Genomic DNA, 26,676 nt, shown 5'->3' with positions numbered 1-26,676 from the left:
ATGGCGCTGCGACGCATCATCCTGAAGGATTTTGTCATTGTCGAAGCGCTGGACCTTGAGCTGGCCTCCGGCTTTTCCGTACTCACGGGCGAAACCGGTGCCGGCAAATCGATCCTGATCGACGCCCTGCAACAGCTCATGGGCGCGCGCGCCGATGCCGGCCTGGTACGCGAAGGCTGCGACAAGGCCGATATCAGCGCCGTCTTCGACACCACCCCGCAAATACTGGAACTGCTTCAGGAATATGGCATTGATCCTGATGAAGATCAGATCCTGCTGCGTCGCACGATTGATAGCCAGGCCAAGAGCCGCGGCTGGATCAACGGTATTCCCGCTACCGCCACCCAGCTGCGCGCCCTCGGTGCCCTGCTGGTCGATATCCATGGCCAGCACGCCTGGCAAGGCCTGATGCAGGCCGGCAGCATGCGCGCCCTGCTGGACGGCTACGGCCGCATTGCCACGGATACCATCCGCCAGCGCTGGCAGGACTGGCGTGACCGCCAGCAGCAGCTGGATGCCGCCAGCCAGGGCCAGGCACAGCGCCAGCAGGAGCGCGAGCGCCTGCAATGGCAAATCGCCGAAGTCGACAAGCTCGCCCCGGCGGCTGACGAATGGGATCAGCTCAACAGCGAACACCAGCGCCTGGCGCATGCTCAGCAGTTGCTGGACGCCGTGCAGCAGGCCCTCGCGCTACTGGACGGTGATGGCCAAGGCGTGCAGCACAGCCTGCACCGCGCCAGCCATGCACTGCAGGAACAATCGCATATCGAACCCGCTTTCCAGGACTGGATCACGCTGATCGCCAGCAGCCAGGACCAGCTGCAGGAGGTGCAGCGCGGCCTGTCGAACTACCTGGACCGCGCTGATCTGGACCCACAGCGGCTGGAGCAGCTGGACCAGCGCCTGTCGGCCTGGATCTCGCTGGCGCGCCGCTTCCGCCTGCAGCCGCAGGAGCTGGCCAGCCACTGGGAGGGCTGGAAGCAGCAGCTGCTGAACCTGGACGCAGAAGACGATCTGGATGCCCTGCAAGCCGCCGCCGACCTGGCCGGCCGAGCCTATGCGCTCGAGGCGCAACAGTTGACGCAGGCACGCCAGCAGGCCGCCAGCCGACTCGGTCAGCAGATCAGCGACGCCATGCAGCAACTTGGCATGGAAGGTGGCCGTTTCGAGGTCCAGATCACGCCAGCCGCCCAGCCCGGTGCCAGCGGCCAGGATGCCATCGATTTTCTGGTTGCCGGCCACGCCGGCAGCACGCCGCGCCCGATTGCCAAGGTCGCTTCGGGCGGCGAACTGTCGCGTATCGCACTGGCGATTTCCGTGACCACCAGCCAGCTCGGCAGCGCCCCTACCCTGATCTTTGACGAGGTCGATGCCGGCGTCGGCGGCCTGGTGGCACACACCGTGGGCCGGCTGATGCGCCAGCTCGGCGCCGACCGCCAGGTGCTGGCCGTCACGCACCTGCCGCAAGTCGCCGCGCATGGCCATCATCACCTGCGCGTGTCCAAGGCGCTGTCGCAGCACGATGGCCGCCAGACCACGGTCAGCCAGACACTGGCGCTGGATACGCCACAACGCGTGCAGGAACTGACGCGCATGCTGGGCAGTACTTCCGATTCAGAGGCTACACTGTTACATGCAACAGAAATGCTGCAGGCGGCCCATGCCGGCAGCATGTCCACCTCCTAGCTGTTACAGGACCATGCCATGACCACCCACCATCCGACTCCCGCCGAAGCCGATATGCACCTGGTCATCATCAGCGGCATGTCAGGCTCCGGCAAATCGATCGCCCTGCAGGCGCTGGAAGATTCCGGCTACTACTGCGTGGACAACCTGCCGCCGGAATTGCTGCAGCCCTTTATCGAGATCGAGAAACAGCACCAGTCCCGACGCATTGCCGTGGCCATGGACGCGCGCAGTTCCAAGTCCTTGCCGCTGATCCCGATGCAGGTCGATGCCCTGCGCCGCAGCGGCATCCTGGTCACCGCCCTGTTCCTGGATGCATCCGACCCGATGCTGATGCGGCGCTTTTCCGAAACGCGCCGCAAGCACCCGCTCACCGTCGTCGCCACCAACGACCAGACGCATGATCTGGAAGCCGCCATCGCGCTGGAGCGCAAGTTGCTGGCCGAGTTCCGCCTGCAGGCGCACGTGATCGAGACCACGCTGCGCCGCCCGGCCCAATTGCGCAGCCAGATCAAGAGTCTGATCGCGGTCGATCCGCAACAGCTCACGCTGATTTTCGAATCCTTTGCCTTCAAGCGCGGCGTGCCGGCTGATGCCGACTATGTGTTTGACGTGCGCATGCTGCCCAATCCCCATTACGAGCCCGGCCTGCGCGAGCTGACCGGCCGTGACCAGCCGGTGATCGATTTCCTGGAACAGCAGCCCGATGTGGAGCTGATGCGCCAGCATATCCACGGCTTTCTGCGCCACTGGCTGCCCGAACTGGCCAAGGACCACCGCAGCTATGTCACGGTGGCGATTGGCTGTACCGGCGGCCAGCACCGCTCGGTCTACCTGGTGGAAAAACTGTTCCAGGACTTCCGTGCCAACTGGAGCTCGGTGCTCAAGCGCCACCGCGAGCAGGACGACCGCTGATCACAGCGCCTCCAGCCACTTGCGCACGGGGGCAGGCAGGCCGCGCGCCGCCCAGTCGGCATGCCATTCCCCGGCCAGGGCGGGTTGCTGCCCGCCGGCCACATCGATCAGGACCGGATGCAGGTACAAGTCCTTGTGCGTCAACACATGGCGGAACATGGGCGCATGATGCGCACTGCCCAGCCCCGCTGCGGCAGCGAGTGCATCGGCCTCCGAACCGAACAAGGGCACACAGTGCAGCCCGGCCCAGATGCCCTGCTGCCCGCGCCGCTCCAGCCAGATGCCTTGCGGGCTGCGCAGCACCAGCAGCCACCATGATTCAGCCGTGCGCTTGAGCTTTTTTGTCTTGCGTGGCAGCTCCACCGCCAGATCCTGACCGGCCACGGCGCACAGGCTGGCCATCGGGCAGGCGGCACAACGCGGCTGGCGTGCGGTACAGACAGTCGCGCCCAGATCCATCAGGCCCTGCGTATAGGAAGCCATGTCCGCCGCATCGGCATCCGCGTGCACCAGTTGCTGCGCCATGTCGTGCAAGGCGCGTACCGCCCTGGCCGATGCCAGGTCCTCGCCAAAACCGAGCAGCCGCGCCAGCACACGCTGTACGTTGGCATCGAATATCGAGACCCGCTCGCCAAAGCAGAACGCCGCAATCGCCGCGGCTGTAGACGGGCCGATTCCCGGCAGCTTGACCAGATCGGCGCTGCTGCGCGGAAACTCGCCTCCATGCACATCGCGCACCTGCTGGGCACAGGCATGCAGATTGCGTGCTCGGCTGTAGTAGCCCAGCCCGCTCCACAAGGCCATCACCTCTTCCTGCGTCGCATCGGCCAGCGCCCGTACGTCGGGAAAGGCCTGTAGAAAGCGTGCGTAGTAATCCAGCACCGTGACCACCTGGGTCTGCTGCAGCATCACCTCGGACAGCCAGACGCGGTAGGGATCGCGCTGCTGCTGCCAGGGCAAGCCATGGCGGCCATGCTGGCGCTGCCACACCACCAGCCGCGGAAAGAAAGCATCTCGCAGCTGCAACAGGCGCTGCTGGCTGGCCGCTGCGCTGGTATCCAACTCCGCCAGCGGAAACAGGGGTACGTTGCTCATGGCTTCGGAAAGCGCGAGCGCGGCATTTTCTGGCACTTGGCGCAGACATAGGTGGAGCGCTGGCCCTGGCGCAGCATGCGGATCGGCGTGTCGCAGACGCGGCAAGGCTGGCCGGCGCGGTCGTACACCATGGCCTGCAGCTGGAAATAGCCGTTGCGCCCTTCGGCGCTGGAAAAATCCTTCAGCGTGCTGCCGCCTTCGTCAATCGCCCACTGGATGATATGGCGGATCGCTTCCCACAGGCGGCGTACCTGCGCCGGCTTGAGCTGGTTGGCCGGCAGCAAGGGATCGATACCGGCACGGAACAGCGCTTCCGAGCAGTAGATATTGCCCACGCCCACCACGATGTCGCCGGCCAGCAGTACCTGCTTGACCGGCGCCTTGCGCCTGGCCAGGCCTTCGGCCAGGTGCTGCAGGCTGAACGCGTCTTCCAGCGGCTCCACGCCCAGATGGTCCAGCAGCTTGCGCGCACGCGGATCGTGCTCGCCTTCCATGTACATGATGGCGCCAAAGCGGCGCGGATCGTTGAGGCGCAGCACACCCAGCGTGGTGTTCATCTCGAAGTGGTCATGCGGTCCGGCGGGCGGCAGCCGGCTGTCAAAGCGCAGGCTGCCCGACATGCCCAGGTGTAGCATCAGCAGGCCCTGGTCCAGATCCATCAGCAGGTACTTGCCACGCCGGCGCACGCCCTGCACCACGCGACCCTGCAAGTCGTCCGGATCCACGCCCAGCGGCCAACGCAAGGGCTTGCCCAATTGCACCTGACGGATGGTGGCACCGCGGATGCGGTCAGCAAAGCTGCGGCGTGTCACTTCGACTTCGGGCAATTCAGGCACGGGATTCGGTCTCTCGGGAAATGGCGCCTGGCGCCGTTGCATCTGCATACCGGGCGAAGGCCCCGTTTGCGGGGGACGCGCCCAACATCCTTTATTATCCACAGACAGGCCACCGACCGGCCGGCCCGATTCTGCCCGCATTTCCGAGGACATTCCCTTGCAGCGCTTTTCCCTTCTTGCCCTGAGTCTGGCTGCCGCCCTGAGCACGGCACCGGCCCTGGCTGCCACCACGCCTGGCGCCGAGGCCCTCATCGCCCCGCGCAGTGCCGCCCAGCAGGCCGCCGACCGCACCGCCCTGCAGGCCGTGATCGAGAGCTCCACCGCCCTGTACGACACCCTGGCCGGCGAGCTTTACGTGCAGCGCAACAACCCTTCGCGCGGTTTCATCTACCTGATGGATGCGGCACGCCGCACGCAAGACGGCCGCCTCTATGCGCGCGCCGTCGAGATCGCGCTGCAGGGCCGCGCCCCGGATGCTGCACTGACGGCGATCCGCTCCTGGCAGACCGCCCTGCCGAATGACCCGAATGCAGACACCTACCAGCTGCAGGTGCTGCTGATGCTGGATCGCGTCAGTGAAACCGCCGATCCGCTGCGCCAGGCGCTGGCCCACGCCAGCGGCGACAAGCGCCAGACGCTGATCCACAACATCCCGAGCTATTACCTGAACGTCAAGGATCAGCAGCAGGCCCTGGGCATCGTGCGCGAACCGCTGCAGCCGTATGTGGAGCAGCGCGATACCGCCTTCGTCGCCGCACTGGCGATGGCACGCATGCAGATGCTGGCACGCGATTTCTCCCCTTCGCTGCAGATGCTGGAACGTAGCCAGCAGGCCACGCCACCCGAGGTGGCGCTTGGCGCGCTGCTGCACAACCGTGAGCTGCCAGGCCTGGTCGCCATGGACCTGATGCGCGCCTCGCGCCAGGAGCAGCCCGACGTGGCGCGCCGCGCCGAACTGCTGGCACGCAAGATCGCCACCGCGCCCCAGGCCACGCAAGAGATCCAGCTGGCCTATGCCAAGACCCTGATCGAGATCCGCCGCCATGACGATGCGCTGAAACAACTGGACCTGGTGCTGCGCAGGCACCCGGATTACGCCATGGCCTGGATGCTGCAGGGCGGCCTGCAACTGCAGGAGAAGCAATGGGCGGCGGCTGAAAAATCGCTGCAGCAGTATTTCCGCGTACGCAAGGCCGAAGACCCGATGCCCGGCCCGCGTGAAGACGGCAATATCGCGCTCAGCATCCTGCAGGCCAACCTGACCGTGAGCAGCGACATGCAGGCCAACATCATGATGGCCGAGATCGCCGATCACCAGAATGACCCGGCCGCAGCGGCGCGCTGGCTGGAACGCATCCAGCCGGAAAGCGCCCGCCACGCCGCCATGGTGCAGCGCGCCGAAACCCTCAACAGCCTGGGCAAGTACGATCTCGCCTTGCAGCAGATCCGTGCCCTGCCCGCCGACAACGACGAGCAGCGCCAGGTGCGCAGCCTGGCCGAGGCCCAGCTGCTGGATCGTGCCGGTCGCCACGCCGAGGCGCTGCGCGCGCTCGATGCCGAAATCGCCCGCAGCCCGGAGAATGCCGAACTGCTGTACGCACGCGGCATGACGCAGGAGCGCCTGGGCAATTACGCCGCCACCGAGCAGGACATGCGCAAGGTGATGGCGCTGCGCCCCGATTCACCCAACGCCTTCAACGCCTTGGGCTATACGCTGGCCGACCGCAACGAACGCCTGCCCGAAGCCAAGGAACTGATCCGCAAGGCGCTGGACCTGTCGCCCGACAGCGGTGCCATCCAGGACAGCATGGGCTGGGTCGAATACCGCCTGGGCAATCTGCCGGAAGCACGCCGCTGGCTGGAAAAGGCCTTTGTCGCCGAACCGCAGGCCGAAGTGGCCGCCCACCTGGCCGAGGTGCTCTGGACCATCGGCGACCGTGAAGCCGCTGGCAAGGTATTCGAGGAAGGCCTGGTGCTGGACAAGGATGACACCGTACTGAAAGAAACCATGCAGCGCCTGGGCTACACGCCGCGCCCTGCCGCCACCCCCACCCGCCCCTGACCATGACCGATTCCATTTCCCGCCGCCGCAGCCTGCAGCTGGGTGCCGCCCTGTTGCTGGGTGCCACGCTGGCTGGCTGCGCCTCCGTTCCCGCCACGCCGATTCCCGACGGCCCGATTCGTGCCTGGGCCGGCCGCCTGTCGCTGGTACTCGACCAGGATCCGCCGCAATCCTTTATCGCCGGCTTTGAACTGACCGGCAACGCCCTCAGCGGCACGCTCGGCCTGTTCAACCCGCTGGGCGGCCAGCTGGCGCAGATCCGCTGGATGCCCGGTGTCGCCGAGCTGCAGCAAGGCAATGGCACGCGCGCCTATCCGGACCTGGACAGCCTGGTCACCGAAGTCACCGGCACCAATGTGCCCGTCACTTCGCTGTTCGACTGGCTCGATGGCCGTCCCACCCCGGTCCCCGGCTGGGAGCCCGACCTGTCGCAGCGCAGCGAAGGCCGCCTGATCGCCAAACGCCTGCAACCATTGCCCACGGCACGCCTGCAGCTCATCATCGAATCGGTGGATGCAGACGCGACATGACCGAGCTGCGTGATATTCCGGCGCCTGCCAAGCTCAACCTGTTCCTGCACATCACCGGCCGCCGCCCGGACGGCTACCACCTGCTGCAATCGGTATTCATGCTGATCGACTGGCAGGACACGCTGGATTTCCGCCTGCAGGCCGATGGCCGCATCACCCGCAGCGATGCCGATCCGCACAGCCAGCTGCCGGCCGAAGACCTGTGCGTGCGCGCCGCGCGCAAGTTGCAGCAAGCCACCGGCTGCACGCTGGGCGCCCATATCCATTTACACAAGCAGATTCCCTCGGAAGCCGGCATGGGCGGTGGCTCCTCCGATGCCGCCAGCTGCCTGCTGGCGCTCAACCGGCTGTGGGACCTGCGCCTGTCGCCGCAGCAACTGGCGGCCATAGGCCTCGAACTCGGTGCCGATGTGCCCTTCTTCCTGTTCGGCCGCAACGCCTGGGTCGAGGGCATTGGCGAACAATTGCAGGCGGTAGAGCTGCCGCCGGCACGCTTTCTGGTGGTCAAGCCCGAGGAAGGCGCACCCACGGGAAAAATTTTTACCGACCCAGCCTTAAAAAGGGATACAAGTGCTGCTACAATCGCAGACTTCGTTGCAAGCACAAGCCCGTACCAGTACGGACGCAATGACCTGCAACCGGTTGCCCAAGGGCTCTGCCCTTCCGTCACCCAGGCTCTGTCCTGGCTGCAGCAGCACCAGCTGCAAGGGCGCATGACCGGTTCCGGCACTGCAGTGTTTGCTGAGCTGCCCACCAGCTTCCAGAGTGCAGATTTACAACAGCCTGCAACAAAAAACTGGAAAATACGGGTTTGCAGCAATATGGCCCTTCATCCTCTGCTACAATGGAGGGCTTAACGAACAGCATGACGCTGATTGTTCATGACAGTCAGCGTGTGTAGGGGAGTAGCCAAGTTGGTTAAGGCACCGGATTTTGATTCCGGCATGCGAGGGTTCGAATCCTTCCTCCCCTGCCATCTACCTGTCCAGAGCATCACACCGTTTAACGGCCATCGCCAGCGTACGATCCTGCCGATGGCTTTTTTCATTTCCGGAACCCGAAATGACCTCTTCCGCCTCTGACTTCCTCGTCTTCACCGGCAACGCCAACCCCCGTCTTGCCGAAGAAGTGGTCCAGTGCCTGGGCACCACCCTGGGCGAAGTCCAGGTAGGCCGTTTCTCCGACGGCGAAGTCACGGTGGAAATCAAGCAGAACGTGCGCGCACGTGATGTCTTCATCATCCAGCCCACCTGCGCCCCGACCAACGACAACCTGATGGAACTGCTCATCATGGTAGACGCGCTCAAGCGCGCTTCCGCCGAGCGCATCCAGGCCGTCATCCCCTACTACGGCTACGCCCGCCAGGACCGCCGTCCGCGTTCCTCGCGCGTGCCGATCTCGGCCAAGGTCGTGGCCAACCTGCTGCAGACCATGGGTGTGCACAGCGTGCTGACCATGGACCTGCACGCCGACCAGATCCAGGGCTTCTTCGATATTCCCGTGGACAACATCTACGCTTCCCCGGTGCTGCTGAGCGACCTGCGCCAGCAGAACTACGATGACCCGATCGTGGTGTCGCCGGACGTGGGCGGCGTGGTGCGTGCCCGCGCACTGGCCAAGCAGCTCGGCTGCGACCTGGCCATCATCGACAAGCGCCGTCCGCGCGCCAACGTCAGCGAAGTGATGAACATCATCGGTGACATCGGCAACCGTACCTGCATCATCATGGACGACATGATCGACACCGCCGGCACCCTGGTAAAGGCTGCCGAAGTGCTCAAGGAGCGCGGTGCCAAGAATGTCTATGCCTACTGTACCCACCCGATCTTCAGCGGTCCGGCCATCGAGCGCATTGCCCGTGGCGACGCCCTGGACGAAGTGGTGGTGACCAACACCATTCCGCTGTCGCCGCAAGCGCAGGCTTGCACCAAGATCCGCCAGGTCTCGGTAGCCCCGCTGATTGCCAAGACCATGCAGCACATTGCCAATGGCGATTCCGTGCTGGGCCTGTTCAGCGACAGCGACGACCAGAACTGATCTTCCGGTCTCCTTACAACGTCCTCTGCACACGTTCAAGTGCAGATTTTTTTATCAACCCAGGCAGACACTGGTCGCGGTGCTGCCACCAATGGAGAAAACCATGAAAGTCGTCGCTTTTGAGCGCACCATGCAAGGTACGGGTGCGAGCCGCCGCCTGCGCAATGCTGGTAAAACCCCCGGTATCGTTTACGGCGGCAACGCTGATCCGGTCGCCATCGAACTGGACCACAACGCCCTGTGGCACGCCCTGAAAAAGGAAGTGTTCCACTCTTCCGTGCTGAACCTGGAAGTGGCCGGCAAGGTCACCCCGGTGCTGCTGCGTGACGTGCAATACCACCCCTACAAGCAGCTGGTGCTGCACGTGGACTTCCAGCGCGTGGTCGCTGGCGAGAAGTTGACCCTGAAGGTGCCGCTGCACTTCGTGGGTGCTGACGAGTCCGACGCTGTCAAGCTGGACCGCTGCACGGTCAACCACGTCCAGAACGAACTGGAAATCGTCTGTCTGCCCAAGGACCTGCCGGAAGCCATCGTCGTGGACCTGAGCCAGGCCAAGAAGGGTGACGTCGTGCTGGCCAGCCAGCTGACCCTGCCCGAAGGCGTGGAATTCGTCGCCCAGGGCGGTGAAACCGACCCGGTGCTGGTGACCATTGTTGGCCCGGCCGGTGGTGGCGCTGCTGCCGCTGCTGAAGGCGAAGGCGAAGCTGCTGCCGAATAATCCCGGCACACGCGCACAGGAAAAGCCCACTTCGGTGGGCTTTTTCATGGGCGCTGCCGTATCCTCTTTCTTTTCTCCACGCAAGACATCGTCATGATCCAGCTCATCGTCGGCCTCGGCAACCCCGGACCGCAATACGCAGACACCCGCCACAACGCCGGCTTCTGGTGGACCGATGCCGCCGCGCGCAAGCTGGGCCTGTTCCTGAACATGGAGCGCAGCTACCACGGCCTGATGGGCCGCACCACGATCCAGGGCAAGCCGGTCTGGGTGCTGCAGCCGCAGACCTTCATGAACCGCTCCGGCCAGTCGGTCGGCGCGCTGGCACGCTTTTTCAAGATTCCACCGGAAAACATCCTGGTGGTGCACGACGAACTGGATCTTGAGCCGGGCCAGGTCAAGCTCAAGAAAGGCGGCGGTCACGCCGGCCACAACGGCCTGCGCGATATCCACGCGCAACTCGGCTCACCCGATTACTGGCGCCTGCGCATTGGCATTGGCCATCCGGGCGTGAAGTCCGAAGTGGTGCACTGGGTACTGAAAAAACCCTCGCCCGACCACCGCATTGCCATCGAACAGGCGATTGACCACAGCCTCAAGGCCCTGCCCGACCTGCTGGCCGGCGACATGACCAAGGCGACCAAGGACATCCATACGGCACCCTGAGACCGTTCAGGCATCGTCCTCGGCAGTGTGCTGTTCCTTTTCACGCTTGGTCAGGCGGTAGATCAGGCGCGGAAAAATCGCAAACACCACCATGGTGATGCCGCACAGCAGGAACACCAGGCCAGCCTGGGTATCGCCCAGCAAGGGATGGATGCCAGCCCCCACGTGCGTCAGGGACAGGCCGGCCAGGACAAAGGCAACGACAGCCGCAATCCAGGCGAAATAGATGACGATGTTGGCAATAGGCATGGCGGCGATCTCCTGCTGCAGGGAGCCGCCCTGCGCGGATCAAGCGTCCTGCTTGTCCTGCAACTGATGGAACTTGTCCATCAATTGTTCCCGCGTTTCGACAAACTCGGGGTTTATCGGGATGCAGGCCACCGGGCAGACCTGCACGCACTGGGGCTCGTCAAAGTGACCGACACACTCGGTACACTTGGATGGATTGATCTCGTAGATCTCTTCGCCCAGATAAATGGCTTCATTCGGGCACTCGGGCTCGCATACATCACAGTTGATGCAATCATCGGTGATCATCAGGGCCACGGGCCTTACCTCTTCTTCATGCACTGCCTTGCGGGCAGATGATATAAAACCAGTATTATCCGGTTTTGCGCCCTGGGCGTCAGCCTATAACCCCATTCCCCCTGTCTGCATGAGCGCCTATCTTGTCCAACGCCTGTCCAGCCTGCTGCTGACACTGCTGCTCACCTCGCTGGTGGTGTTTGGCGTGCTGGAAATCCTGCCCGGCAACGCCGCCCAGGTGATGCTGGGCCCGGACGCCAGCCCCGAGGCGGTGGCCGAACTGGCACGCCAGCTCGGACTGGACCAGCCGCTGTGGAGCCGCTACGCCAGCTGGATCAGCGGCCTGGTACAGGGCGACATGGGCATCAGCCATGCCTATGGCCGGCCAGTCTGGCCGCTGATTGCCGAACGGCTGGCACTGACCGTGCCGCTGGCACTGCTGGCAATGCTGATCACCAGCATCGTGGCGCTGGCCGTGGGGGTTTATGCCGCCTCGCGCCACAACAAGCCCGGCGACGTCGTGGTCATGGGCCTGGCGCAGATCGGCATGGCGGTGCCCAATTTCTGGTTTGCCATCCTGCTGATCCTGCTGTTTTCCGTGCATTTGCAGTGGTTTGGCGCTGGCGGCTTTGACGGCTGGCGTGCCGGCATCCTGAACGGCCTGCGTGACCTGCTGTTGCCGGCGCTGTCACTTGCCGTGGTGCAGACGGCGATCCTGGCCCGTATCACGCGCTCCTCGGTACTCGAGGTGATGCAGGAAGACTTTGTGCGCACTGCGCGCGCACGCGGCATGAGCCAGCGTGCCGTGCTCTATCGCCATGTGCTGCGCAACGCCATGATTCCGGTGCTGACCATCATGGGCCTGCAGTTTGCCAGCCTGCTGGCCGGCACCATCGTGGTGGAAAACGTGTTCTTCCTGCCCGGTCTGGGCCGGCTGATTTTTCAGAGCATCGCCAATCGTGACCTGATTGTGGTGCGCAACTGCGTGATGTTGCTGGCCAGCATGGTGATCGTGGTCAACTTCCTGGTCGATGTGCTGTATGCACTGATCGATCCGCGCCTGCGTACGCGCAACCGGAGCGGTGCATGAATACCGCCGTGAGCACCCCGCACCAGCCCGATACTCCGGGACGCCGCTTTCGCCGCCGCGCACGCCGCCACCCCGGCTTGTGGATTGGTGCGCTGCTGACGCTGCTGCTGGTCGCCGCAGCGCTGCTGTCCTATGTCTGGACGCCGCACCCGCCGCTGGAGATGGATCTGGCCAAGCGGCTCGCCGGGCCGAGCATCACGCACTGGCTGGGGACCGACGTGATGGGCCGCGATGTGGTGTCGCAGCTGCTGGTGGGCGCACGCAGCTCGATCTTTGTGGGCGTGATTGCCGTCGGTATCGGCCTGACCGTGGGCACGGCGCTGGGGCTGCTGGCAGCGGCACGGCGTGGCTGGCTGGAAGAAGTCATCCTGCGCCTCACCGACGTGACCTTTGCCTTTCCGGCGCTGCTGACCGCCATCATGCTGGCCGCCGTCTGGGGGCCGGGCATGGTCAACGCCATGATCGCCATCGGCATCTTCAATATCCCGACCTTTATCCGCGTCACGCGTGCCGGCGCACGTGCGCTGTGGACGCGTGAATTCGTGCTGGCGGCACAGGCCTGCGGCAAGAACCAGCTGCGTATCACGCTGGAGCACATCCTGCCGAATATCGCGGCGATCCTGATCGTGCAGGCCAGCATCCAGTTCTCGGTGGCGATTCTGGCCGAAGCCGCCCTGTCCTATCTGGGCCTGGGCACGCAACCGCCGCAACCGAGCTGGGGCCGCATGCTGGCCGATGCGCAGACGCTGCTGTTCAGCCATCCAATGCTGGCGGTGTACCCGGGCGTGGCGATCGCGCTGGCGGTGCTGGGCCTGAATTTCCTGGGCGATGCCCTGCGCGACCTGCTGGATCCGCGCATTTCCGAGGGAGGCCGCTGATGGCGCTGCTCGAAGTCAAGGACCTGAGCGTACTGCTGCACACCCATCGCGGCAGTGCAGCTGGTGTGCGCAACGTCAGTTTTTCACTGGAACGCGGCCAGACACTGGGCGTGATTGGCGAATCGGGCAGCGGCAAGACGCTGTGCATGCTGGCGCTGATGGGCCTGCTGCCGAACAACGCCGAGGCACAGGGCAGCATCCTGTTCAACGGCCAGCAACTGGTCGGAGCCAGCGAGCAAGACCTGTGCGCGCTGCGCGGTGACGATATCGGCATGGTGTTCCAGGAACCGATGACGGCGCTGGACCCGTTGCAGCGCATTGGCGACCAGGTGGCCGAGCCGCTGCGCCTGCACCGCAACATGCGCCGGCGCGAGGCGCTGGACCATGCGGCCGCGCTGTTGGATCGTGTCGGTATTCCCGATGCGCAACAGCGCCTGAAAGACTACCCACACCAGTTTTCCGGTGGCCAGCGCCAGCGCATCATGATTGCCGCTGCGCTCGCCTGCGATCCCGATGTGCTGATTGCCGACGAGCCGACCACCGCACTCGACGTGACGGTGCAGGCACAGATCCTGGACCTGCTGCGCGACCTGGTGGCCGAACGCGGCATGGCGCTGATCCTGATCAGCCACGATCTGGCCGTGATTGCCCGTTACACGCAGCAGATGCTGGTGCTCTACTCCGGTGGCGTGGTCGAATCCGGCGCCACCGCCGCAGTGTTTGCGCGCATGGCGCACCCGTACACACGCGCCCTGCTGCAAGCGCGCCCGCGGCTGGATGCGGCACGCGGCACCCGCCTGCCGACCATTCCGGGCCAGGTGCCGGACCTGTTTGCGCCACCGCCTGGCTGCCGTTTTGCCGACCGCTGCAGCCGCGTGCAGGATGACTGCCGCCTGGCCGAACCGCCGATGGTCGCGCTGCCGGCCGCCAGCCCGATTCCGCACCTGGCACGCTGCCTGCATCTGGAGCCCGAGTCATGAGCACGCCGTTGCTGCAGGTGCAACACCTGTCCCGCCACTACCGCCAGCGCCGCCATAGCCTGTTCGAGCCGCCACGCATCACGCGCGCACTCGATGATGTCAGCCTGGAGCTGCAGGCCGGCGAAAGCCTGGGCATCGTCGGCGAATCGGGCAGTGGCAAGACCACGCTGGCACGCCTGATCATGGCACTGGACCAGCCCGATGCCGGCAAGGTGCTGCTGCTGGGGCGGGACCTGCATGCGCTGCCCGCGCGCGAGTTGCTGCAGGCGCGCAAGGATTTCCAGATGGTGTTCCAGGATCCGTATGCCTCGCTCGATCCGCGCCAGACCGTGCTGCGCATCGTCACCGAACCGCTGCACATGGACGGGCTGGATCGCACTACGCTGCGTGAGCGCGCCCTGCTGGCGCTGCAGGAAGTGGGCCTGCGCGAACCCGATCTGGACAAGTACCCGCACGAGTTTTCCGGTGGCCAGCGTCAGCGCATTGCCATGGCGCGTGCGCTGATCAGCCGACCTCGCCTGATCGTGGCCGATGAGCCCGTCAGCGCACTGGATGTATCGGTACAGGCCCAGGTGCTGAACCTGATCTGCCGGCTGCAGCAGGAGCATGGCATCAGCTTTGTGCTGATCAGCCACGACCTGGCGGTGGTGCACCATGTGTGTCACCAGATTGCCGTGCTGTATCGCGGCCAGCTGGTGGAATACGCGCCGGCCGAACAGTTGTTCAAGGCGCCACAGCACCCCTACACGCAGAAATTGCTGTCGGCCGTGCCGCGGCTATGAACAGCAAGTGATCGCTTACTGGAAGCGGATCGCCGACAGGTCGTTGACGAACACCGGCATGTCCTGCCACAGGCCCTGGATGCCGCTGCGCGCCACCGTGATCCACTGCGGCTGGTACAGGTAGGCGCTGACGGCATCAGTCGCGGCGAGCTGCTGCGCCTCGCCCAGCAGGCGGTTGCGCTCGATCTCGTCGGCGGTGCGCGTGATGCGCGTGTAAAGCTCCTGGAACTGCGGCGAATCGTAATGCCAGTAGTAATCGGGCTTGGCCAGATTGTCCAGGTCAAACGGTTCGACATGGCTGATGATGGTCATGTCGTAATCCTGGCTGCCGCCATAGACGTTGCTCAGCCACTGCGCCCATTCGATGTTTTCCAGCCTCGCCGTGATGCCGACCTTGGCCAGCATGGCCGCGATCACCTCGCCGCCCTGGCGCGCATACGGCGGCGGCGGCAGCTTGATGGTCAGCGTCAGCTTGTCGATGCCAGCCTCTTTCAGCAAGGCCTTGGCACGTTCAGGATCGTAGCTATTGATGCTGGTAGTATCGACATAGCCCGGCGCGCCCGGCACGTAATAGCTGCCGATCGGCACGCCAAAACCATCAGCGGCGCCAGTAACCACCGCCTGGCGGTCAATCGCGGCGCTGATGGCACGGCGCACGCGCACATCGCCCAGCGGCTTGCGCGCATGGTTCATGGCCAGGATCGTCTTGGCGCGTGATCCGCCCACCAATACCTGGAAGCGCGGGTTGTTGCGGAACTGGTCCAGGCTGCGCGCCACCTGCACGCGCGGGAACAGGTCTACATCGCCCGACAGCAGCGCTGCTGTCTGTGCCGCGGTATCGGAAATGAAGCGGAAAGTCACCTGCTTGAGGGCGATGTTGCCGGCATCGCGGTAATCCGGCCAGGCCTTCAGCATCAGCGAGGCGCCGGTGCGCCAGTTGTCCACCAGATAGGGGCCGGTGCCGACCGGATGGATGCCGTTGCTGGCAGCGCTCTTGGGCTCCACCATGATGGCGGTCGCCTGGCCGAGCAGGAAAGGCAGATCCGGATTGGGCTCGGACACCGTCAGTACCACGGTGTGCGCATCCGGCGTGTCGATGCCGGTAAAGCTGCTGAACAGGCGCTTGTCCTTGTTGGTACTGTCCGATGCGGCGGCGCGCCCGAAGGCAAACTTGACGGTATCGGACGAGAAGGCCTCGCCGTTGTGGAACTTGACACCCTGGCGCAGGCGGAAAGTCCAGCGCAGCAGATCCGGCGTATGTTCCCACGATTCGGCCAGCAAGGGGCCAACCTTGCCATTGGGACCAATCTTGGTCAGCGTTTCGTACAGGCTGTAGAGCGTGATCTCGCCAATGGCGGAAGCGGCACCGGTGGTCGGGTCCAGGCCTGGCGGTTCTAGCACCATGCCCAGCGTGAGGCTGGTCTGGCCGCTCTTGCCAGCGGCCGCAGCGGCACCGCTGCCCGCCATAGTCGGAGCGTCGGAGGGCTTGCAAGCCGTCAGGCCCAGGCTGCCTGTGGCGGCCAGCCCCAGGCCAGACAGCAATACCGTGCGTCTATCCATCATCAGGCATTCTCCTTGTCGGAAGCGGGAACTTGCAGCCGCGTCTGGTCATAGCGTGGCTGGCTGGGCAAATCGGCCACATGGCGTGCATCAGCCCAGTGCAACAGCTGGAACTGCGAGCCATCCCAGCGCATGTGGTTCAGGCCCACGTTGGGGATCTCCACCGTGCGCGGGCCGGCCAGCGACTGGCCGGTGAGCGTGCGCCAGGCCATGTCTACCACGCCGCCGTGCGAAAACACCAGGATGCAGCCATCCGCCGGCATGTCGGCGTGCGCCTGCGCGATACCGGTGAGCGCGCCCAGCGTACGCTGGTGGAAACGGCGCAGGCTCTCGCCGTGCGGCAGCTGGTAATCGGGATCGAAGCGCATCCAGTCGTGCAGGATGTCGGCATGCTGCAGGCGGGCTTCGTCCATCGTCAGCCCTTCGAGAATGCCGAAGGACTGCTCGCGCAATTCAGTCAGCAGGCGCGCCTGTAGCGGCAGCTGGTGCAAGGCGGTTTCAGCCGTCTTGGCGGCGCGCTGCAAGTCGCTGCTGTAGGCCGCCACCACGCGGTCGAGGATGCCGTTGTCGCGCAAGGCCTTGGCCAGCCGGTCAGACTGCAGCTGGCCCATGGCGTTGAGCGGAATATCGGTGTGGCCCTGAAAACGCAGGGCCTTGTTGGCGTCGGTTTCGCCGTGTCGGATAAGGATCAGCTCGGGCATGCAGCCATTGTAAGGGGGCAATATGTAGCGGCGATGGAATCATGCAATAATAATACTTAAATATTAATTTTATGCCTGCCATGTACCCACCTGCCGCCGCCCCACCCCTACCCTCTGCCGACGACAGCAGCGCCGTGTCCTGGTTGCAGGCGCTGCTGGCTGCGGCCTGGGCACGCGGCGCATCCGACCTGCATCTGGAACCCTACGAACACAGCTACCGGGTACGGCTGCGCATCGACGGCCAGCTGCAGCCGGTGGCAGCTCCGCCAGCCAGCCTCAAGGAACGCATCGCCAGCCGCATCAAGGTGCTGGCGCGACTCGATATCGCCGAAAAACGCCTGCCGCAGGACGGCCAGTTCCGGCTGGAATTGCCAGCCGGGCAGACGGGTGATCTGCGCGTCAGCACCCTGCCCACGCTGTTTGGCGAAAAAATCGTGATTCGCCTGCTGCCCACCGACAACGCCCAGGTGCAGCTCGACGCCCTCGGGCTGGAGCCGCTGCAGCTGCAACAGTTGCGCGATGCCATCCAGAGGCCACAAGGCATGGTGCTGGTGACCGGGCCGACCGGCTCCGGCAAGACCATCACGCTGTACAGCTGCCTGCAAGCGCTGAACCGTCCCGATGTGAATATCGCCAGTGTCGAAGACCCGTGCGAAATCCGGCTGGAAGGCATCAACCAGGTGCATCTGCATGAAAAAGCCGGGCTGGATTACGCCAGCGTGCTGCGCGCCTTTCTGCGCCAGGATCCGGACATCCTGATGGTCGGTGAAATCCGCGATCTGGCTACGGCCGACACCGCCCTCAAGGCAGCGCAGACCGGGCATCTGGTGCTGTCCACGCTGCACACGCTCGATGCGCCCTCGGCGCTGACGCGGCTGCAGCAAATGGGGGTGCCGCCCTACCAGCTGGCCGCCAGCATCAGCCTGGTCGTGGCGCAGCGGCTGGTGCGCCAGCTGTGCCGGCACTGCCGCCAGCCGCAGCCACTGCATGCCTCGCAATGGCTGGCTGCCGGCCTGCCGGAGACGGAGCTCGCCTCGCGCCCGCAGGCATGGCAGCCGGTCGGTTGCGCCCATTGTCATCAGGGCTACCGAGGCCGCACCGGCATCTTCCAGCTGATGCCGATCAGCAGCGAGCTGCAGGACGCCATGTTGCAGCAGGCCGCCAGCCACCAGCTGCAAGGACTGGCACGCCAGCTTGGCATGCGCAGCCTGCGCCAGGCCGGCTTGCGCAAGGTGCTGCAGGGCGAGACATCCTTGCAAGAGGTATTGCATGCCACCACCGACTGAACGCCTGTTCCACTGGCAGGGGCTGAATGCCAGCGGACAGCTGCAACAGGGCCAGCTGCATGCGCGCGACCTGCGTGCCGCACGGCTGCAACTGCTGCTCGAAGGCGTGCAGCCGCAGCGCATCCGCACACGCCCGCTGCAAGCGCATGGCCAGCCGCGCCGTGCCGCCCTGACGCGCAGCATGCGCCAGCTGGGCACCCTGCTGCATGCCGGCCTGCCGCTGCTGCAGGCGCTGGAGCTGACTGCCAGCGGCAGTCCGCCCGCGATGGCGCACGGCTGGAACCAGGTCCGCCAGGTGGTGGAATCGGGCCAGGCGCTGCACCAGGCCTTGCGCCAGCAACGCTGGTGCGATGCCGCCAGCGCCAGCCTGGTCGAAGCCGGCGAAGCCTCCGGCACGCTGGACCAGACCCTGCTGCGCCTGGCCACCCACATGGAGCAGGCCCAGGCCATGCGCGCCCGGCTGCGCGGGGCGCTGGCCTACCCGCTGCTGGTGCTGTTCACCGCCGGCATCGTCATGGCCGCCATGCTGGTGTTTGTCGTGCCCACCTTTGCCCAGATGTTTGCCAGCTTTGGTGCCGAACTGCCCTGGCCCACGCAGCTGGTGATCCGCCTGAGCGAAGCTGCCATCGCCTGGGGCTGGCTGCTGCCGCTGATCGCGCTGCTGGCCGGCGTGCCCTTGCTGCGGCTGTGGCAACGCCATGCCACAATGCGACTGATCATGGATACCCGATTGCTGCAACTCCCCCTGCTGGGTGCACTGCTGACCCAGGCCGCTACCGCGCGCTGGGCACGCGTGCTGGCGACACTGGCACAGGCCGGCCTGCCGCTGGCCGATGCACTGCCGATTGCCGGCCAGGCCAGTGGCAACCGCTGCATGGCCGAACGCAGCCAGCGCCTGCGCGAACAGCTGCTGCAAGGCTCGGCGCTGGCCGCGGCGATGCAGCAGCAGGGCATTTTCCCGCCGCTGGCGCTGCAGCTGGTGCAGACTGGCGAAGCCTCCGGCACGCTGGAACAGATGCTGGCGCGCATCGCCGAGCTGTGCGAAGCAGAGCTGCAGCAACTGCTGCGCACCCTGTCCACCATCGCCGAACCGGCGCTGATGCTGCTGCTCGGTCTGCTGGTCGGCGGCCTGGTACTGGCCATGTATTTGCCGATCTTCCAGCTGGGGCAGGTACTGTGACGCTGTTTGTGCTGCTCATCGGCCTGCTGCTGGGGCTGCTCACCGGCAGCTTTCTGAATGTGGTGGTGCATCGCCTGCCACGCATGATCGAAGCCGCCTGGGAGGCCGATCAGGCCGCCTGGCAGGCGGAACGCCAGGGTCTGCCGGCACCCGCGCCCGGGCCGCGTTACGACCTGGCGCAGCCACCCTCACACTGCCCCTCCTGCCACACGCGGATCCGCTGGTACCAGCTGATTCCGCTGCTGAGCTGGCTCTGGCTGCGTGGCCGCTGTGCCCACTGCAGCCAGCGCATCAGCGTGCGCTACCCGCTGGTGGAACTGCTGACCGCCGGCTTTGGGGGCTGGTGTGCCTGGCGCTACGGCCTGACACCTGCTGCCCTGCTCTGGTTCAGCTTTGCCTGCCTGCTGCTGGTCATCGCGCTGATCGACTGGGACACCACCTACCTGCCCGATTCCCTCAGCCTCAGCCTGCTCGCGCTCGGCCTGCTGGGCAGCAGCCTGGGCTGGCTGGATGTCCCGCTGCAGCAGACCGTCTGGGGTGCGCTGGCCGGCTATGGCCTGCTCTGGCTGGTCAGCACGCTGTTCCACCTGGTCACCGGCCGCATTGGCATGGGCAACGGGGACCCCATGCTGTATGCCGCGCTCGGTGCCTGGTTCGGCTTGGCCGGACTGATTCCGATCCTGCTGCTGGCCTCGCTCGCCGGCAGCATGGTCGGGCTGTACCTCAAGGTCAAGGGCCAGCTGCGCGAGGGTGGCTATGTCCCGTTCGGGCCCTTCCTGGCGCTGGCCGGCTGGTCTGCCTGGCTGATGCCACTGCCAGTCTGGCTACAATGGCCCCTGTAAGTCCGCCACTGGCGGCACTCCGGGACGCCGCCTGCCAGCAGGCGGCGCCAGACGATTCCCCGCACCGCAGCGCATCCATGCACACCTGGCATATCGGACTCACGGGCGGCATCGGCAGCGGCAAGAGCACCGTCAGCCAGATGTTCCAGCAACTCGGCGCCTGCGTCATTGACGCCGATGCCATCTCGCGCGCCACCACGGCGGCGGGCGGCGTCGCCATCGACGCCATCCGCACGCAGTTTAGCGCCAGTTTCATCACGCCCGAAGGCGCACTCGACCGCAACGCCATGCGCGAGCTGGCCTTCCGCGATCCGGACGCGCGCAAGCAGCTCGAGGCCATCATCCATCCGCTGGTGCTGCAGCAGATCCGCCAGCAGGCGGAAGCCGCCAGCGCCCGTGGCATCCGCGTCATCGTCTACGACATCCCGCTGCTGACCGAATCGGCGCACTGGCGCCAGCGCCTGCAGCAGATCGTGGTGGTCGATTGCGATAGCGAGACGCAGATCGCCCGCGTCATGCAGCGCAACCAGCTGGAGCGTAGCGCCATCGAGGGCATCATCGCCTCGCAGGCGACACGCGCGCAACGTCGGCAGATTGCCGATGCCGTGATCCGCAACGGTGCCGGCATCAGCCTGGCCGGGCTGCAGGCGCAGACGCGTGCGCTGGCACGGCGTTTCGGACTTATCATTGACGCCAAAGGAAACCCGGCGTGATCCTGTACGAATACCCCTTCAACGAGCGCATCCGCACCTACCTGCGACTGGAACACCTGTTTGGCCACTACGCCGAACTGTCCGCGCGTGACATGCCGGTGGACCACCACTACGCGCTCTACACCCTGTTCGAGATCCTCGAGATCACCAGCCGCTCCGACCTGAAAAAGGAGATCATGCTGGACCTGGACCGGCTGCGCCAGCAGCTCTCCAGCTGGCGTGACAACCCGGCGGTCGCACAAGGCACGCTGGATCGCCTGATGCGCGAAGCCGATGTCTGCTTCCGCCTGCTGGAACAGATGCAGGGCAAGATCGGCCACGGCATCACCAGCAACGACTGGCTGATGGCACTGCGCAGCCGCATCGCGATTCCCGGCGGCACCTGCGAATTCGACCTGCCGGCCTACCATGCCTGGCAGCATCTGCCCGAAACCCGGCGCAAGACCGATCTGAAACACTGGATGGCCGGCATGCATCCGGTATCCGACAGCATCCGCCTGCTGCTGAGTCTGGTGCGCAACGGCGGCCATACCCAGCGCATGACGGCGCAGAACGGCCAGTTCCAGCTCAACCTGCCACAGGCACGCAGCTTCCAGCTGCTGCAGCTCGCGGTCGACCCGGTACACCAGGTGATTCCGGAAATCAGCGCCAACCGCCTGCTGGTCTCGGTGCGCATGATGCGCCAGGATCCTGACGGCCATCTGGCGCTGCATCCGATCGACGTCAGCTTCGAGCTGACCCTGTGCGCCTGACCCTGTTTGCCCATGTCCAAGCCTGATTCCGATTCCCCCTCCGGTGCAACGCCCGGCTTTTCCGAGCGCATCGTGCGCTGCCCGCAATGCGGTGGCGACAGCGTCTACGCCCCGTCCAACCCCTGGCGCCCGTTCTGCAGCGAGCGCTGCCGCAAGATCGACCTGGGCGCCTGGGCCAACGAGGAATACCAGATGCCGGACAACACCCCGCCGGACGGCCTGCTGCCCGACGAGCCCATGCCCCGGCATTGACACCCGGCCCGCGCCCCCTGCCCTGACTCCCTGACCGACCATGTCCGAACCGATCTCCCTGACCTCCCCGGAGGCACAACTCCCCGTCGTCATCGTCGGTGCCGGCCTGGCCGGACTGGCCGTGGCCCTGCATCTGGCCGAATCGGTGCCGGTCATCATGCTTGCCAAGCGCAAGGTGGAGGAATCAGCCACCACGCGCGCCCAGGGCGGCATCGTCGGCGTGCTCGGCTCCGACGACAGCATCGAAAGCCATGTGCACGATACCCAGGAAGCTGGCGCCGGCATCGTCGACGAAGACACGGCGCGCTTTATCGCCGAAAACTCCGCCGATGCGATCGAATGGCTGGTGCAGCAAGGCGTGCCTTTTACCGGTGATCCGTCCGGTCCGCTCGGCCTGCACCTGACACGCGAAGGCGGCCACACCGTGCGCCGCATCGCCCACGCCGCCGATGCCACTGGCAAGGCAATCCACGAATCGCTGTTGGCGCGCGTGCGCGAACACCCCAACATCACGCTGCACGAGCGCTGGATGGCGATCGACCTGGTGACCGACAAGCACCTGGGCGAACAGGGCCACTCGCCGATCAAGCACTGCTACGGTATCTATGTGCTCGATATCGACAAGGATTGCGTGATGACGCTGCCGGCACGCGCCGTGGTGCTGGCCTCGGGCGGCGTCGGCAAGGTCTACCGCTACACCACCAATCCCGATACCTCCACCGGCGATGGCATTGCCATGGCCTGGCGCGCCGGCTGCCGCATCGGCAACATGGAATTCATCCAGTTCCACCCGACCTGCCTTTACCACCCAGCCGAGCGCAGCTTCCTGATCACCGAGGCGCTGCGCGGCGAAGGCGGCATCCTCAAGCTGCCGCTGAAAGACGCCGACGGCAATATCCACGCCGAGCGCTTCATGCCGCACCACCACCCGATGGCCGAGCTGGCCCCGCGTGACGTGGTGGCGCGCGCAATCGACTTCGAGATCAAGAAGCACGGCCTGGACTATGTCTGGCTGGATGCCACCCATCTGGGTGCCGATTTCCTCAAGTCGCACTTTCCGACCATTTACCAGCGCTGCCTGGAACTCGGTATCGACATCACGAAAGATCCGATTCCGGTGGTGCCGGCGGCACACTACACCTGTGGCGGCGTCGTCACCGATCTGGATGGCCGCTCCGACCTGCACCATCTGTATGCGGTGGGCGAAACCACCTACACCGGCCTGCACGGTGCCAACCGCCTGGCCAGCAACTCGCTGCTGGAATGCGTGGTGCTGGGCAAGAGCTGCGCACAGGCCATCATGCAGCAGGAGCTCCACCACAACCCGCTGCTGCCCGGCTGGGACGAAAGCCAGGTCGAAGATGCCGACGAACAGGTCGTGATTGCCCACAACTGGGACGAGTTGCGCCTGGTGATGTGGAACTACGTCGGCATTGTGCGCACCACGCGCCGGCTGGAACGCGCCAAGCACCGCATCCTGCTGCTGCGTGCCGAGATCGACGACTACTACGCCAATTTCCGCGTCAACCGCGACCTGCTGGAACTGCGCAACCTGGTCGATTGCGCCGAGCTGATCGTGCGCAGCGCCCTGAGCCGCCACGAAAGCCGCGGCCTGCACTATATCCGCGACTACCCGGAACTGCTGCCGGCCAGTTTCCCGACCATCCTGTTCAAGAATCTGGATCGCCGCAGCGGCAAGAAAAAGAAGGTGAAGTAAGCGATGCTGCCGCTGGAAACTGCGCTGTCCTTTTTCGGCATTGCGGTACTGCTGTCCCTGTCGCCCGGGCCGGACAATGTGTTTGTCATGACGCTATCGGCCTTGCGCGGCGTGCGCGCCGGGCTCTGGGTCGTGCTGGGGCTGTGCAGCGGCCTGATCGTGCACACGCTGGCCGTCGCCTTTGGCGTGGCTGCACTGCTGGCCGCATCCAGCACGGCCTTTACCGTACTCAAGCTGCTGGGTGCGGCCTACCTGCTCTATCTGGCCTGGGGCGCCTGGAACGCACCCGCCATGACGGCCGACAGCCCGGTGCCACCGCCGATGACGCCGCTACAGGCCTGGATGCGCGGCGTGCTGATGAACCTGAGCAATCCCAAGGTGGTGCTATTCTTTCTGGCCTTTTTGCCGCAGTTTGCCGATCCGAAACATGGCAGCGTCGCCCTGCAGACGGTCTGGCTTGGCCTGCTATTCATCCTGGCTGCCTGGCTGACATTTTCTGCGCTGGCCATGCTGGCTGGCAGCGCCGGCCAGCGGCTGCGCGAATCGGCCCGGGCGCAGCGCTGGCTCAATCGCGGTGCCAGCCTGGTGTTTGCCGGCATGGCGATCAAGCTGCTGCTGTCCCAGCGCTGACCTCAGGCGCGCATCACCGGGTCGGCGGCCGCGGTAAACAGCACATCGGTGGACGAGTTCAGTGCGGTTTCAAATGCATCCTGCAGCACGCCAATCACGAAGCCGACACCAACCACCTGCATCGAGATGTCGTTGGGAATGCCGAACAGGCTGGCCGCCATGGGAATCAGCAGCAGCGATCCACCGGCCACGCCCGACACGCCACAGGCGGCAATCGAAGCCACCACGCACAGCAGCAGCGTGGTACCAAAATCTACCGAAATGCCCAGCGTATGCACGGCGGCCAGCGTCAGCACGTTGATGGTGACGGCGGCACCAGCCATGTTGATGGTGGCACCCAACGGCAGCGAGATCGCATAGGTATCGCGGTTCAGGCCCAGGCGCTTGGCCAGTTCCATGTTGACCGGGATGTTGGCCGCCGAGCTGCGCGTGAAGAAGGCGGTGACGCCGCTTTCGCGCAGACAGGTGAACACCAGCGGATACGGGTTGCGGCGCGTCATGACCGCGACGATGATCGGATTGACGATCAGCGCCACGATCAGCATGCAGCCGATCAGCAGGCCAAGCAAGGCCGCATAGTTGAGCAGTGCATCCCAGCCAGCAGTCAGGATCGCATCGGCGACCAGGCCCATCACGCCAAACGGCGCAAAGCGGATCACCAGACGCACCACCCAGGAGACGCCGTCAGACAGGTCACCCAGCAGCTGGTGCGTGGCCGGGTTGGCATGGCGCAGGCCCAGGCCCAGCGCCACGGCCCAGGTCAGCACGCCGATATAGTTGGCGTTCATCAGGGCGCTGACCGGGTTGTCCACCATGCTCATGACCAGGTTTTTCAGCACCTGCAGCACATCGCCCGGCGGCGACAGCTCACCCTCCACCGGCTTGAAGGTCAGCTCCATCGGGAACAGGAAACTGCCGGCTGCCGCCACCAGCGCCGCGGCAAAAGTGCCGATGGCATACAGGATCAGCACCGTGCGCATATTGGTCTGCACGCCCTGCTGGTGCCGGGCGATGGACGCCATCACCAGCACGAACACCAGCAGCGGTGCCACTGCCTTCAGCGCACCGACAAACAGCGTGCCAAACAGGATAGTGGCACGCGCCGCGTCTGGCCAGACGACAGCCAGCACAATGCCTGCCACCAGGCCCATGAAAATCTGCAGCACCAGCGATCCGTGGCGGATGAAGTGCTTGATGGAATCGAACATTTCTCTTGCTCCCCTGACGGTCACCAAAGTGCGCCATCATCTGTTTCGATCCCGGTAGACACGCATGAGACCTACCGGGGAAAGCCCGCAATTTTAGGGGAAGCCATCAGGGACCTGTTCATCAACCTTGCCGGAACAGGCCATTGTGTGGCGATCACGCCACCTTCACAAGGCAGACCTCAGCCCAGGATCCGCAACGAGTAGTCCGTCGCCACCACATCCTTGGTCAGCTTGCCAATCGAAATGCGATCCACACCAGTCGCCGCAATGCTGCGCAAGGTGTCAAAACTGATGCCGCCGGAAGCCTCCAGCAGCGCCCTGCCAGCCGTCAGCGCCACCGCTTCACGCATGGCATCCAGCGTGAAGTTGTCCAGCAGCACACTGATGGCGCCGGCATCCAGTGCCTGCTGCAGCTGGTCAATGCGCTCGACTTCGATCTGGATCTCGACACCGGCATTGAGCGCGCGGGCGTTCTCCAGCACCTGTGGAATGCCGCCAGCAGCCGCAATGTGGTTTTCCTTGATCAGGATGCCATGCCACAGGGCCAGGCGCTGGTTCTGGCCACCACCTACACGCACGGCATACTTCTGCGCCTGGCGCAGTCCGGGAATCGTCTTGCGCGTATCGAGCACGGCGCAAGCGCGATCAGAAGCACCCTCAATCGCTTCGGCATAACGACGCGTGACGCTGGCGGTGCCACTGAGCAGTTGCAGTAAGTTGAGCGAAGCACGCTCGGCCGTCAGGATGGAACGCGCATCGCCGTGGATATGGCAGACATCGGTATCCGGCTGCATCAGCTCACCTTCGGCGTAATGCCAGTCGATGCGCAATTCCGGATCGACGCCATGCATGCAGCCCTCGAACCAGTCACGGCCACAGAGCACCGCCTGTTCACGCACCAGTACGCGCGCCTGCACCGGACGCGGGCTGGGTACCAGCTGGCCGGTCCAGTCACAGACACCGATATCTTCCACCAGCGCATCGCGGATATTGCGCGCGCGCGCCTGTTCCAGGCTTTCGTTGGATTCGAACATG

General features: G+C 65.0%; 28 protein-coding genes and 1 tRNA gene. 21 read left to right on the top strand and 8 right to left on the bottom strand.

What is annotated here, in order from left to right; translation table 11 throughout:
• Both recN and rapZ read left to right on the top strand, forming a co-directional pair.
• Positions 1–1,686 carry a DNA repair protein RecN gene (gene recN / locus ACI3EV_RS05105; protein ID WP_337690592.1) on the top strand — a complete coding sequence of 562 codons (1,686 nt, stop codon included), beginning with the start codon at positions 1–3 and terminating at the stop codon, positions 1,684–1,686.
• An 18-nt stretch (positions 1,687–1,704) separates the two neighbouring features.
• Positions 1,705–2,601, top strand: coding sequence for an RNase adapter RapZ (gene rapZ, locus ACI3EV_RS05100; RefSeq protein ID WP_337690593.1), 897 nt, complete (start codon positions 1,705–1,707; stop codon positions 2,599–2,601).
• Here the strand turns inward: rapZ and mutY are convergent, their stop codons facing one another.
• Both mutY and mutM read right to left on the bottom strand, forming a co-directional pair.
• Complete coding sequence (gene mutY / locus ACI3EV_RS05095; protein ID WP_337690594.1) at positions 2,602–3,696, bottom strand: A/G-specific adenine glycosylase; 1,095 nt, start codon at positions 3,694–3,696, stop codon at positions 2,602–2,604.
• Complete coding sequence (mutM, locus tag ACI3EV_RS05090) at positions 3,693–4,532, bottom strand: bifunctional DNA-formamidopyrimidine glycosylase/DNA-(apurinic or apyrimidinic site) lyase (RefSeq protein ID WP_329770249.1); 840 nt, start codon at positions 4,530–4,532, stop codon at positions 3,693–3,695. Before mutM ends, mutY begins: the two co-directional genes overlap by 4 nt.
• Positions 4,533–4,689: 157 nt before the next feature.
• Here mutM and ACI3EV_RS05085 point away from each other — a divergent pair, with 157 nt between their 5' ends.
• The 7 genes from ACI3EV_RS05085 (at position 4,690) to pth (ending at position 10,545) form a co-directional block, all read left to right on the top strand.
• Positions 4,690–6,594, top strand: a complete 1,905-nt coding sequence (locus ACI3EV_RS05085; protein ID WP_337690595.1) for a tetratricopeptide repeat protein — start codon at positions 4,690–4,692, stop codon at positions 6,592–6,594.
• A 2-nt stretch (positions 6,595–6,596) separates the two neighbouring features.
• Positions 6,597–7,124 (top strand): lipoprotein insertase outer membrane protein LolB, encoded by a 528-nt coding sequence (locus tag ACI3EV_RS05080; RefSeq protein ID WP_329770247.1) that lies wholly within the window; start codon positions 6,597–6,599, stop codon positions 7,122–7,124.
• Positions 7,121–7,981, top strand: a complete 861-nt coding sequence (gene ispE / locus ACI3EV_RS05075) for a 4-(cytidine 5'-diphospho)-2-C-methyl-D-erythritol kinase (protein ID WP_329770246.1) — start codon at positions 7,121–7,123, stop codon at positions 7,979–7,981. Before ACI3EV_RS05080 ends, ispE begins: the two co-directional genes overlap by 4 nt.
• 42 nt (positions 7,982–8,023) lie before the next feature.
• Positions 8,024–8,100: transfer RNA gene (locus ACI3EV_RS05070), tRNA-Gln, on the top strand.
• 86 nt (positions 8,101–8,186) lie between these two features.
• Positions 8,187–9,161: a ribose-phosphate pyrophosphokinase gene (locus tag ACI3EV_RS05065; protein WP_329770245.1), complete on the top strand. Its 975-nt coding sequence runs from the start codon at positions 8,187–8,189 to the stop codon at positions 9,159–9,161.
• Between the two features lie 103 nt (positions 9,162–9,264).
• On the top strand, positions 9,265–9,879 hold the full coding sequence (locus ACI3EV_RS05060) for a 50S ribosomal protein L25/general stress protein Ctc (RefSeq protein WP_329770244.1): 615 nt from the start codon (positions 9,265–9,267) through the stop codon (positions 9,877–9,879).
• A gap of 93 nt (positions 9,880–9,972) precedes the next feature.
• On the top strand, positions 9,973–10,545 hold the full coding sequence (pth, locus tag ACI3EV_RS05055) for an aminoacyl-tRNA hydrolase (protein ID WP_337690596.1): 573 nt from the start codon (positions 9,973–9,975) through the stop codon (positions 10,543–10,545).
• 6 nt (positions 10,546–10,551) lie between these two features.
• On the opposite strand, the gene ACI3EV_RS05050 is transcribed toward pth, so the two are convergent.
• Together ACI3EV_RS05050 and ACI3EV_RS05045 are read right to left on the bottom strand one after the other, a co-directional pair.
• The gene (locus ACI3EV_RS05050) at positions 10,552–10,794 is read right to left on the bottom strand and encodes a hypothetical protein (RefSeq protein WP_329770242.1); all 243 of its coding nucleotides are present in this window, start codon (positions 10,792–10,794) and stop codon (positions 10,552–10,554) included.
• A gap of 39 nt (positions 10,795–10,833) precedes the next feature.
• Positions 10,834–11,091 (bottom strand): YfhL family 4Fe-4S dicluster ferredoxin, encoded by a 258-nt coding sequence (locus ACI3EV_RS05045; protein ID WP_329770241.1) that lies wholly within the window; start codon positions 11,089–11,091, stop codon positions 10,834–10,836.
• A 109-nt stretch (positions 11,092–11,200) separates the two neighbouring features.
• On the opposite strand from ACI3EV_RS05045, the gene ACI3EV_RS05040 reads away from it, so the two are divergent.
• From ACI3EV_RS05040 to ACI3EV_RS05025, 4 genes are read left to right on the top strand one after another with little or no spacing between them, the layout of a single operon-like run.
• Positions 11,201–12,160 carry an ABC transporter permease gene (locus tag ACI3EV_RS05040; protein ID WP_329770240.1) on the top strand — a complete coding sequence of 320 codons (960 nt, stop codon included), beginning with the start codon at positions 11,201–11,203 and terminating at the stop codon, positions 12,158–12,160.
• Entirely contained in the window at positions 12,157–13,038 is an 882-nt protein-coding gene (locus tag ACI3EV_RS05035) for an ABC transporter permease (RefSeq protein WP_337690597.1), read from the top strand. The genes ACI3EV_RS05040 and ACI3EV_RS05035 overlap by 4 nt, the downstream gene beginning before the upstream one ends.
• Positions 13,038–14,018: an ABC transporter ATP-binding protein gene (locus ACI3EV_RS05030; RefSeq protein WP_337690598.1), complete on the top strand. Its 981-nt coding sequence runs from the start codon at positions 13,038–13,040 to the stop codon at positions 14,016–14,018. Before ACI3EV_RS05035 ends, ACI3EV_RS05030 begins: the two co-directional genes overlap by 1 nt.
• Positions 14,015–14,800 carry an ATP-binding cassette domain-containing protein gene (locus ACI3EV_RS05025; RefSeq protein ID WP_329770237.1) on the top strand — a complete coding sequence of 262 codons (786 nt, stop codon included), beginning with the start codon at positions 14,015–14,017 and terminating at the stop codon, positions 14,798–14,800. Before ACI3EV_RS05030 ends, ACI3EV_RS05025 begins: the two co-directional genes overlap by 4 nt.
• A 15-nt stretch (positions 14,801–14,815) precedes the next feature.
• Here the strand turns inward: ACI3EV_RS05025 and ACI3EV_RS05020 are convergent, their stop codons facing one another.
• Both ACI3EV_RS05020 and ACI3EV_RS05015 read right to left on the bottom strand, forming a co-directional pair.
• Positions 14,816–16,363 carry an ABC transporter substrate-binding protein gene (locus tag ACI3EV_RS05020; RefSeq protein WP_405198045.1) on the bottom strand — a complete coding sequence of 516 codons (1,548 nt, stop codon included), beginning with the start codon at positions 16,361–16,363 and terminating at the stop codon, positions 14,816–14,818.
• On the bottom strand, positions 16,363–17,061 hold the full coding sequence (locus tag ACI3EV_RS05015; protein ID WP_329770236.1) for a histidine phosphatase family protein: 699 nt from the start codon (positions 17,059–17,061) through the stop codon (positions 16,363–16,365). The genes ACI3EV_RS05020 and ACI3EV_RS05015 overlap by 1 nt, the downstream gene beginning before the upstream one ends.
• Before the next feature lie 80 nt (positions 17,062–17,141).
• Between ACI3EV_RS05015 and ACI3EV_RS05010 the strand changes: the two genes are divergently transcribed.
• The 8 genes from ACI3EV_RS05010 to ACI3EV_RS04975 all read left to right on the top strand — a co-directional run bounded on the left by ACI3EV_RS05010 (position 17,142) and on the right by ACI3EV_RS04975 (position 24,433).
• On the top strand, positions 17,142–18,347 hold the full coding sequence (locus ACI3EV_RS05010; RefSeq protein WP_329770235.1) for an ATPase, T2SS/T4P/T4SS family: 1,206 nt from the start codon (positions 17,142–17,144) through the stop codon (positions 18,345–18,347).
• The gene (locus tag ACI3EV_RS05005; protein WP_329770234.1) at positions 18,331–19,527 is read left to right on the top strand and encodes a type II secretion system F family protein; all 1,197 of its coding nucleotides are present in this window, start codon (positions 18,331–18,333) and stop codon (positions 19,525–19,527) included. The genes ACI3EV_RS05010 and ACI3EV_RS05005 overlap by 17 nt, the downstream gene beginning before the upstream one ends.
• On the top strand, positions 19,524–20,369 hold the full coding sequence (locus ACI3EV_RS05000) for an A24 family peptidase (RefSeq protein ID WP_329770233.1): 846 nt from the start codon (positions 19,524–19,526) through the stop codon (positions 20,367–20,369). The genes ACI3EV_RS05005 and ACI3EV_RS05000 overlap by 4 nt, the downstream gene beginning before the upstream one ends.
• Before the next feature lie 77 nt (positions 20,370–20,446).
• Positions 20,447–21,082 carry a dephospho-CoA kinase gene (gene coaE, locus ACI3EV_RS04995; protein ID WP_337690599.1) on the top strand — a complete coding sequence of 212 codons (636 nt, stop codon included), beginning with the start codon at positions 20,447–20,449 and terminating at the stop codon, positions 21,080–21,082.
• On the top strand, positions 21,079–21,834 hold the full coding sequence (gene zapD, locus ACI3EV_RS04990) for a cell division protein ZapD (protein WP_337690600.1): 756 nt from the start codon (positions 21,079–21,081) through the stop codon (positions 21,832–21,834). Before coaE ends, zapD begins: the two co-directional genes overlap by 4 nt.
• Positions 21,835–21,846: 12 nt before the next feature.
• On the top strand, positions 21,847–22,086 hold the full coding sequence (locus ACI3EV_RS04985) for a DNA gyrase inhibitor YacG (protein ID WP_329770230.1): 240 nt from the start codon (positions 21,847–21,849) through the stop codon (positions 22,084–22,086).
• A 40-nt stretch (positions 22,087–22,126) separates the two neighbouring features.
• Positions 22,127–23,803 carry an L-aspartate oxidase gene (nadB, locus tag ACI3EV_RS04980; RefSeq protein WP_337690601.1) on the top strand — a complete coding sequence of 559 codons (1,677 nt, stop codon included), beginning with the start codon at positions 22,127–22,129 and terminating at the stop codon, positions 23,801–23,803.
• A 3-nt stretch (positions 23,804–23,806) separates the two neighbouring features.
• On the top strand, positions 23,807–24,433 hold the full coding sequence (locus ACI3EV_RS04975) for a LysE family translocator (protein ID WP_329770228.1): 627 nt from the start codon (positions 23,807–23,809) through the stop codon (positions 24,431–24,433).
• A gap of 2 nt (positions 24,434–24,435) precedes the next feature.
• Here the strand turns inward: ACI3EV_RS04975 and sstT are convergent, their stop codons facing one another.
• Both sstT and nadC read right to left on the bottom strand, forming a co-directional pair.
• The gene (gene sstT, locus ACI3EV_RS04970) at positions 24,436–25,641 is read right to left on the bottom strand and encodes a serine/threonine transporter SstT (RefSeq protein WP_329770227.1); all 1,206 of its coding nucleotides are present in this window, start codon (positions 25,639–25,641) and stop codon (positions 24,436–24,438) included.
• A gap of 179 nt (positions 25,642–25,820) precedes the next feature.
• The gene (gene nadC, locus ACI3EV_RS04965; RefSeq protein ID WP_337690602.1) at positions 25,821–26,675 is read right to left on the bottom strand and encodes a carboxylating nicotinate-nucleotide diphosphorylase; all 855 of its coding nucleotides are present in this window, start codon (positions 26,673–26,675) and stop codon (positions 25,821–25,823) included.
• Position 26,676: the final 1 nt, after the last annotated feature.

This window comes from Allobrachymonas wangyanguii, from assembly GCF_045055315.1.
Lineage (GTDB): Bacteria > Pseudomonadota > Gammaproteobacteria > Burkholderiales > Burkholderiaceae_C > Brachymonas > Brachymonas wangyanguii.
The sequence above is the reverse complement of the archived record's forward strand: the minus strand, read 5'-3'. Positions and strand labels throughout refer to the sequence as shown.